Annotated in this window: 9 protein-coding genes; 5 read left to right on the top strand and 4 right to left on the bottom strand. The window is 68.1% G+C overall.

Going from position 1 to position 7,271, the window contains the following annotated elements:
* Positions 1–69 precede the first annotated feature (69 nt).
* The 5 genes from folP (at position 70) to GA0115259_RS14470 (ending at position 3,066) form a co-directional block, all read left to right on the top strand.
* The gene (gene folP, locus GA0115259_RS14490; protein ID WP_093596230.1) at positions 70–933 is read left to right on the top strand and encodes a dihydropteroate synthase; all 864 of its coding nucleotides are present in this window, start codon (positions 70–72) and stop codon (positions 931–933) included.
* Positions 930–1,385 (top strand): nuclear transport factor 2 family protein, encoded by a 456-nt coding sequence (locus GA0115259_RS14485; RefSeq protein ID WP_093596227.1) that lies wholly within the window; start codon positions 930–932, stop codon positions 1,383–1,385. Before folP ends, GA0115259_RS14485 begins: the two co-directional genes overlap by 4 nt.
* A 157-nt stretch (positions 1,386–1,542) precedes the next feature.
* A complete protein-coding gene (gene folB, locus GA0115259_RS14480) occupies positions 1,543–1,902 on the top strand; it encodes a dihydroneopterin aldolase (RefSeq protein WP_093596224.1) in 360 nt (119 codons plus the stop codon).
* Positions 1,899–2,513 (top strand): 2-amino-4-hydroxy-6-hydroxymethyldihydropteridine diphosphokinase, encoded by a 615-nt coding sequence (folK, locus tag GA0115259_RS14475; protein WP_093596221.1) that lies wholly within the window; start codon positions 1,899–1,901, stop codon positions 2,511–2,513. Before folB ends, folK begins: the two co-directional genes overlap by 4 nt.
* A gap of 49 nt (positions 2,514–2,562) precedes the next feature.
* Complete coding sequence (locus tag GA0115259_RS14470) at positions 2,563–3,066, top strand: DUF3180 domain-containing protein (RefSeq protein ID WP_093596218.1); 504 nt, start codon at positions 2,563–2,565, stop codon at positions 3,064–3,066.
* 66 nt (positions 3,067–3,132) lie between these two features.
* Here GA0115259_RS14470 and folE read toward each other — a convergent pair whose 3' ends face one another.
* The 4 genes from folE to GA0115259_RS14450 form a co-directional block, all read right to left on the bottom strand.
* A complete protein-coding gene (folE, locus tag GA0115259_RS14465) occupies positions 3,133–3,738 on the bottom strand; it encodes a GTP cyclohydrolase I FolE (RefSeq protein WP_093596214.1) in 606 nt (201 codons plus the stop codon).
* Positions 3,739–3,852: 114 nt separating this feature from the next.
* A complete protein-coding gene (ftsH, locus tag GA0115259_RS14460) occupies positions 3,853–5,880 on the bottom strand; it encodes an ATP-dependent zinc metalloprotease FtsH (protein ID WP_093596211.1) in 2,028 nt (675 codons plus the stop codon).
* A gap of 235 nt (positions 5,881–6,115) precedes the next feature.
* The gene (gene hpt, locus GA0115259_RS14455; protein ID WP_093596208.1) at positions 6,116–6,670 is read right to left on the bottom strand and encodes a hypoxanthine phosphoribosyltransferase; all 555 of its coding nucleotides are present in this window, start codon (positions 6,668–6,670) and stop codon (positions 6,116–6,118) included.
* Positions 6,671–6,744: 74 nt separating this feature from the next.
* A partial coding sequence (locus GA0115259_RS14450) for a TilS substrate-binding domain-containing protein (protein WP_176732550.1) occupies positions 6,745–7,271 on the bottom strand: 527 nt, incomplete at its 5' end.

Genomic DNA, 7,271 nt, shown 5'->3' with positions numbered 1-7,271 from the left:
CGCGGCGAGGTGCCGTAGCTGTCGTCGCGCGCCCGCCATGGATTACGGGACAGCCCTTAGGGTGGGCATATGAGTACGTTGCGTGGACGGGGCACCGTCGAGGGCCTGCCGGGGTGGGACCGCTGCGCGGTCATGGGCGTCGTCAATGTGACGCCCGACTCCTTCTCCGACGGCGGTCGCTGGTTCGACACCACCGCCGCCGTCAAGCACGGCCTCGATCTGGTCGCCGAGGGCGCCGATCTGGTCGACGTCGGCGGCGAGTCGACCCGGCCCGGCGCCACCCGCGTCGACGAGGACGAGGAGCTGAGGCGCGTCGTACCGGTCGTACGGGGCCTGGCGGCCGAGGGCGTCACCGTCTCCGTCGACACCATGCGCGCCTCCGTCGCCGAACAGGCCGTCGCGGCCGGCGCCGTCCTCGTCAACGACGTCAGCGGCGGACTCGCCGACCCGGCCATGGTGCCCGCGGTCGCCGCCGCCCGGGTGCCCTTCGTGGTGATGCACTGGCGCGGCTTCAGCCAGGGCATGAACAGCCGCGCCGTCTATACGGACGTCGTCGCGGAGGTCGTCACCGAGCTGCGCGCACGGATGGACGCGGTGATCGCCGGCGGTATCGGCCCCGAGTACCTCGTCATCGATCCCGGCCTCGGCTTCGCCAAACAGGCCGAACACGATCTGGCACTCCTCGCCCATCTGCCGGAGCTGCGCTCGCTGGGCCGTCCGCTGCTGGTCGCCGCCTCCCGCAAGCGGTTCCTCGGCCGTGTTCTCGCCGGCGGCGAAGGCGCACCGCCGCCCGCCCGCGAACGCGACGCGGCCACCGCGGCCGTCTCCGCCATCGCCGCGCACCAGGGCGCCTGGGCGGTCCGGGTCCATGAGGTACGGGCGACGGCCGACGCGGTCCGCGTGGCCCGCGCGGTCGAGGGCGCCGCCCGGTGACCGCCCTCACGGACAACGAGCAGGTCGAGCAGGCCAACACAACCTTCTACGAGGCCATGGAGCGCGGCGACCTCGACTCGCTGTCCGGGCTCTGGCTGGACAACGACGACGAGATCTCCTGTGTCCATCCGGGCTGGCCGGTCCTGACCGGACGCGGCGACGTACTGCGCTCGTACGCCCTGATCATGGCGAACACCGAGTACATCCAGTTCTTCCTCACCGATGTCACGGTCTCCGTCGCCGCCGACACCGCCCTGGTGACCTGCACCGAGAACATTCTCAGCGGCGGCCCGGCCGAGGAGAGCGGTGAGCTGGGACCGCTCGTCGGCCAGCTCGTCGTCGCCACGAACGTGTTCCGGCGTACGGCCGAGGGCTGGAAGCTCTGGTCGCACCACGGTTCACCTGTTCTGACCGAAACCGATGACGAACCGGACGACGAGACACCCGCCTGAGTGGGTAGGCGGCCCATGTGACACACCGCCCTGTGACACACCGCCCGTCCCCCGCGGGGGAACGGTGTCGGTGCCCGCGGGTAGATTCAAACGAGGGCACGGTGCCGCCCTTGACCGGACAGGTGCCCCGAGACCAACGACAGCAGGAGTGATTCGCGTGGATCGTGTCGCGCTGCGCGGCCTCAAGGCCCGTGGGCACCATGGCGTCTTCCCCCGGGAGCGTGAAGAGGGACAGACCTTCATCGTGGATCTGGTGCTCGGCCTGGACACCCGCCCTGCCGCCGCCGCCGACGACCTGGCGAAGACCGTGCACTACGGGATCGTGGCCGAGGAGGTCGTGGAGATCGTCCGGGGAGAGCCGGTCGATCTGATCGAGACCCTGGCCGAGCGCATCGCCCAGCGGTGTCTGAAGCACGACGGCGTCCAGGAGGTCGAGGTGATCGTCCACAAGCCCGACGCCCCGATCACCGTCCCCTTCGACGATGTGACCATCACCATCACCCGGAGCCGAGTATGAACCTGTTCTCAGCCGATGGGCCGCAGAGCGACCCGACCGTACAGCCGGTACCCGCCTCCGTGGTCGCGCAGGTGGACGCGGCGGACACCACGCTCTCCAATCCGAAACGGGCCGTGGTCTCCCTCGGCTCCAATCTCGGCAACCGGCTGGAGACGCTCCAGGGCGCCATCGACGCACTGGAGGACACGCCCGGACTACGTGTCAAGGCGGTCTCCCCGGTGTACGAGACCGAGCCCTGGGGAGTCGAACCGGGCTCCCAGCCCACGTACTTCAACGCGGTGGTCGTGATCAGGACGACACTGCCACCGTCGTCCCTGCTGGAGCGCGGCCAGGCCATCGAGGATGCCTTCGACCGGGTACGCGACGAGCGATGGGGCCCGCGCACCATCGATGTGGACATCCTCGCGTACGCGGATGTCGTCTCGGACGATCCGCAGCTCACCCTTCCCCATCCCCGGGCCCATGAACGGGCCTTCGTCCTCGCGCCGTGGCACGACGTGGAGCCGGAGGCACAGGTGCCGGGCCATGGCGCGGTCGCCGAACTGCTCTCGTCGGTCGGCCGCGGCGGAGTGCGGCCCAGGGACGATCTGGAACTCCGCCTGCCTGAGTAGTCGTTAGGCTCAGCGGGTCGGTACGGCAAGGCGAAGGGCGGCTCTCTCGGTGAAGCAGTTGCGGATCGGCGTCCTGGCCGGCCTGTTCGTGGTGGCCGGCGTGCTCTCCTGGGCCGGGGCCCGTCTCTGGGACTCGTTCGGCACGTTGCCGAGCGTGCCCCTCGCGGCACCCATCGTCCTCGCCGTGATCGCCGTCGTGCTCACCGCGACCGCGCTCTCCCTGCGCTCGCGGCTACGCGCCCAGCGCGAACGGCGCCCGGACGCCAAGGGCGTCGATCCTCTGATGGCGGCCCGCGCGGTGGTCTTCGGCCAGGCCAGCGCCCTGGTGGCGGCCCTGGTCTCCGGAATCTACGGCGGTACGGGCGTCTATCTGCTCGGCCATCTCGACATTCCCGCCCGCCGCGACCAGGCCATCTACGCCGGCTTCTCCGTACTGGCGGGCCTCGCGGTGATCATCGCGGCCTTCTTCCTGGAGCGCGTCTGCAAACTCCCGGAGGGCCCGGACGACAACGACCACGACAAACACGGCACAGCGCCCGCGGGCCCAGTCTGACCTGCAAGGCCTGACCTGCCCGGTCCGATCTGTCGCCGGTCCACCGGCCGACGGCTGGAGGGCCGGTCAGCGGGCCATGATCAGGCTCATCGCCTCGGCCCTGGTCGCCGGAACGCGCAACTGACCGCGGACCGCCGAAGTGATCGTCTTCGCGCCGGGCTTGCGTACTCCGCGCATGGTCATGCACATGTGCTCGCACTCGATGACCACGATCACACCGCGCGGATCCAGGATCTCCATCAGCGAGTCGGCGATCTGTGTCGTCAGCCGCTCCTGGACCTGCGGCCGGCGGGCATAGACATCCACCAGCCGGGCCAGCTTCGACAGGCCCGTGATCTTCCCGTCCGCCGAAGGGATATAGCCGACATGAGCGACACCCACGAACGGGACAAGATGATGTTCACATGAAGACATCACTTCGATGTCCTTCACGAGCACCATCTCGTCATGGCCGAGATCGAATGTCGTTGTGAGCACATCCTCGGGCGTCTGCCAGAGTCCCGCGAATATTTCCTTGTACGCCCGCGCCACCCGACCCGGAGTCGCACGCAGGCCCTCACGGTCCGGGTCCTCTCCGACTGCGATCAGCAGCTCACGCACCGCATTCTCGGCCCGCTTCTCGTCGAATTCGCGGATGGGGCTCGCACCCTCCAGCGTCACCGGGTCGGTCATGTGTGCCTCGTTCCTGTGCCGTCCTTGGTGGGCGGGCATAAGAATGCCGCGCTCCCACAGGCTAAAACCTGGGGGGCGCGGCATCCATTCCGGGCCAGATCGAAAGGTCCGGGATCAGCTCTCCGGGCGCTCCTCGGGGAGGGCCTCGGTGGAGTTGTCGCCGTTGGTCCCGGCGGGCATTCCGCCGTTCGCACCGGCCGCGCCATTGGTCAGCGCCAGCTCCTTCGGCGAGAGCACCGGCGGACGCGTCGAAGGCGTACGGCGCGAGGAGCCGGTCCACGCCGGGCGGGCCGGGCGCTTCACGACGGTCGCGAAGACCTCTGCGATCTGGTCCTTGTTGAGCGTCTCCTTCTCCAGGAGCGCGAGAACCAGATTGTCGAGAACGTCGCGGTTCTCGACGAGGATCTCCCAGGCCTCGTTGTGCGCGGTCTCGATGAGCTTCTTGACCTCTTCGTCGACCAGCGCCGCGACCTCTTCCGAGTAGTCGCGCTGATGCGCCATCTCCCGGCCGAGGAACGGCTCCGTGTTGTCGCCGCCGAACTTGATCGCGCCGAGCCGCTCCGTCATGCCGTACTGCGTGACCATCGCACGGGCCGTGGCCGTGGCCTTCTCGATGTCATTGGCCGCGCCGGTGGTCGGGTCGTGGAAGACCAGCTCCTCGGCCGCCCGCCCGCCCAGCATGTAGGCGAGCTGGTCGAGCATCTCGTTGCGCGTGGTCGAGTACTTGTCCTCGTCGGGCAGGACCATGGTGTAGCCCAGGGCCCGTCCTCGGGACAGGATCGTGATCTTGTGCACCGGGTCGGAGTTCGGAGACGCCGCGGCGACCAGGGCGTGTCCGCCCTCGTGGTACGCGGTGATCTTCTTCTCCTTCTCGGACATGATCCGGGTCCGCTTCTGCGGGCCCGCCACGACGCGGTCGATCGCCTCGTCCAGAGCGTGGTTGTCGACCAGCTTCTTGTCGCTGCGCGCCGTCAGGAGCGCCGCTTCATTCAGCACGTTCGCCAGATCCGCGCCGGTGAAGCCGGGCGTACGACGGGCGACCGCGCCCAGATCGACATCCGGTGCGACCGGCTTGCCCTTCTGATGGACCTTGAGGATCTCCAGCCGGCCCTGCATGTCCGGGCGGTCGACGGCGATCTGCCGGTCGAAGCGGCCGGGACGCAGCAGCGCCGGGTCGAGGATGTCGGGCCGGTTCGTGGCGGCGATCAGGATGACGCCGCCCTTCACATCGAAGCCGTCCATCTCGACAAGGAGCTGGTTCAGAGTCTGCTCGCGCTCGTCGTGTCCGCCGCCCAGACCGGCGCCGCGGTGCCGGCCGACGGCGTCGATCTCGTCCACGAAGACGATCGCCGGAGCGTTCGCCTTGGCCTGCTCGAAGAGGTCGCGCACCCGGGAGGCACCGACACCGACGAACATCTCCACGAAGTCGGAGCCGGAGATCGAGTAGAACGGCACACCGGCCTCACCCGCGACAGCGCGGGCGAGCAGCGTCTTGCCCGTACCGGGCGGGCCGTAGAGCAGCACACCCTTCGGGATCTTGGCGCCGACCGCCTGGAACTTCGCCGGCTCCTGGAGGAACTCCTTGATCTCGTGGAGCTCCTCGACCGCCTCGTCGGATCCCGCCACATCGGCGAAGGTCGTCTTCGGGGTGTCCTTGGTGATGAGCTTGGCCTTGGACTTCCCGAACTGCATGACCCGGGAGCCGCCGCCCTGCATCTGATTCATCAGGAACAGGAAGACCACGACGATCAGGACGAAGGGCAGCAGAGACAGCAGCACCGAGACGAACGGGCTCTGCTTCGAGGGCGAGACCGTATAGCCCTTGCTGATGTCGCCGTTCTGGAACTTGGTCTGAAGGGTGCCCGCCAGCGCGGATCCCTGGCTGCCGATATAGCTGGCCTGGATCTTGTCGCTGCCGTTGACCTTCACACCGTTCTTGAGGTCGACCTTGATGATCTGTTCGTCGCCGGTGGTCAGTTTGACCTGCTCGGCCTGGTTCTTGTCGATCGCCTGGACGACCTCACCGGTGTCCACCGTCTTGTAGCCGCCCGACGAGCCGACGACCTGCATCAACACGACCACGGCGAGGACGGCCAGCACGATCCACATGACCGGCCCACGGAAGTATCGCTTCACGTCCATCCATACGGAGCGAAGTCGCCCCGTCCCTCCTGCCCGTAGGTAAATGCTGCTGTGAGAAAAGACTGTTCTTCGGACGGTACCCCAGCATTGTGGCCCGCGATGGCACGGGATGGCTGACAAACCCGTCTTCCCATGCTCCAACGGCGCGAGATGCGCTGGGGTTCCCGGCGGCTACGGAGCCTTTCCGCGCCGGACGGGATCCGGACCGGATCCGGCCTGATCCGAAAGACCGGTCCTAGCCGCCGTAGACATGCGGTGCGAGTGTGCCGACAAAAGGCATGTTGCGGTACTTCTCCGAGTAATCCAGGCCATATCCGACGACAAACTCATTGGGAATGTCGAAGCCGATCCATTTCACATCGATCGCGACCTTCGCGGCATCCGGCTTGCGGAGCAGAGTGCACACCTCCAGCGAGGCGGGCTCCCGTGAACCGAGGTTGGAGAGCAGCCACGACAGCGTCAGCCCGGAGTCGATGATGTCCTCGACGATCAGGACGTGCTTGCCCTTGATGTCGGTGTCCAGGTCCTTGAGGATCCGGACCACACCGGAGGACTGGGTGCCGGCTCCGTAGGAGGAGACGGCCATCCAGTCCATCGTCACAGGGGTGGACAGCGTGCGCGCCAGATCCGCCATGACCATCACGGCGCCCTTGAGGACCCCGACGAGAAGCAGATCCTTGCCTGCGTACTCCGCGTCGATCTTCGCGGCCAGATCGGCCAGCTTCGCGTCGATCTCTTTCTTGGTGATGAGCACCGACTGGAGGTCGTTGCCCAGGTCCTTGTCGTCCACCCGTATCACTTTCGTTGTCGGCCGGGGATCCGGGACTCACGTCCCGGGAGACACAGCCGTAGTGCTTCCGCGCTTCAGCCCTGCCGGACGACCAGTCTGCCACCCTGCCTCCTGGCCTCCACGCGGCCGGGCAGGTTGATGGCTCCCTGGCCGCGCCAGCCCGTGATCAGGCGGTCGACCTCTTCGATATGACGGGCGAACAGGGATCCGGCCGGGGCGCCCGCGGCGATGACCGCCCGGCGCAGCACACGGCGGCGGACTGCGGGCGGGAGCGCGTACAACTTGGCGCAATCCAGCAGCCCCGACTCGTCCCGTACGGCGCGGTCCGCGTCGGCGGCCCAGGCGTCGAGGGCATCGGCGTCGTCGCGGGAGAGCTGTGCCGTACGGGCCAGGGCCTCCACGACGCCCTTGCCGAGACATTTCTCCAGCGCGGGCAGGCCTTCGTGGCGCAGCCGTGAGCGGGTGTACGCGGGATCGCTGTTGTGCGGATCGTCCCAGACCGGGATCGACTGGACCAGACAGGCCTTGCGGGCGGTCTGGCGGTCGAGCTGGAGGAAGGGACGCCGGTAGCGGCCGGCCGTCCCGGAGACGGCCGCCATGC

It is taken from the genome of Streptomyces sp. MnatMP-M17, assembly GCF_900091995.1.
Lineage (GTDB): Bacteria > Actinomycetota > Actinomycetes > Streptomycetales > Streptomycetaceae > Streptomyces.
The sequence above is the reverse complement of the archived record's forward strand: the minus strand, read 5'-3'. Positions and strand labels throughout refer to the sequence as shown.

Coding starts and splice junctions, on each gene's coding strand:
- folE (WP_093596214.1), bottom strand. CDS start 3,738: ATGACCGACCCGGTGACGCTGGAGGGTGCGAGCCCCATCCGCGAATTC.
- folP (WP_093596230.1), top strand. CDS start 70: ATGAGTACGTTGCGTGGACGGGGCACCGTCGAGGGCCTGCCGGGGTGG.
- ftsH (WP_093596211.1), bottom strand. CDS start 5,880: ATGGACGTGAAGCGATACTTCCGTGGGCCGGTCATGTGGATCGTGCTG.
- folK (WP_093596221.1), top strand. CDS start 1,899: ATGAACCTGTTCTCAGCCGATGGGCCGCAGAGCGACCCGACCGTACAG.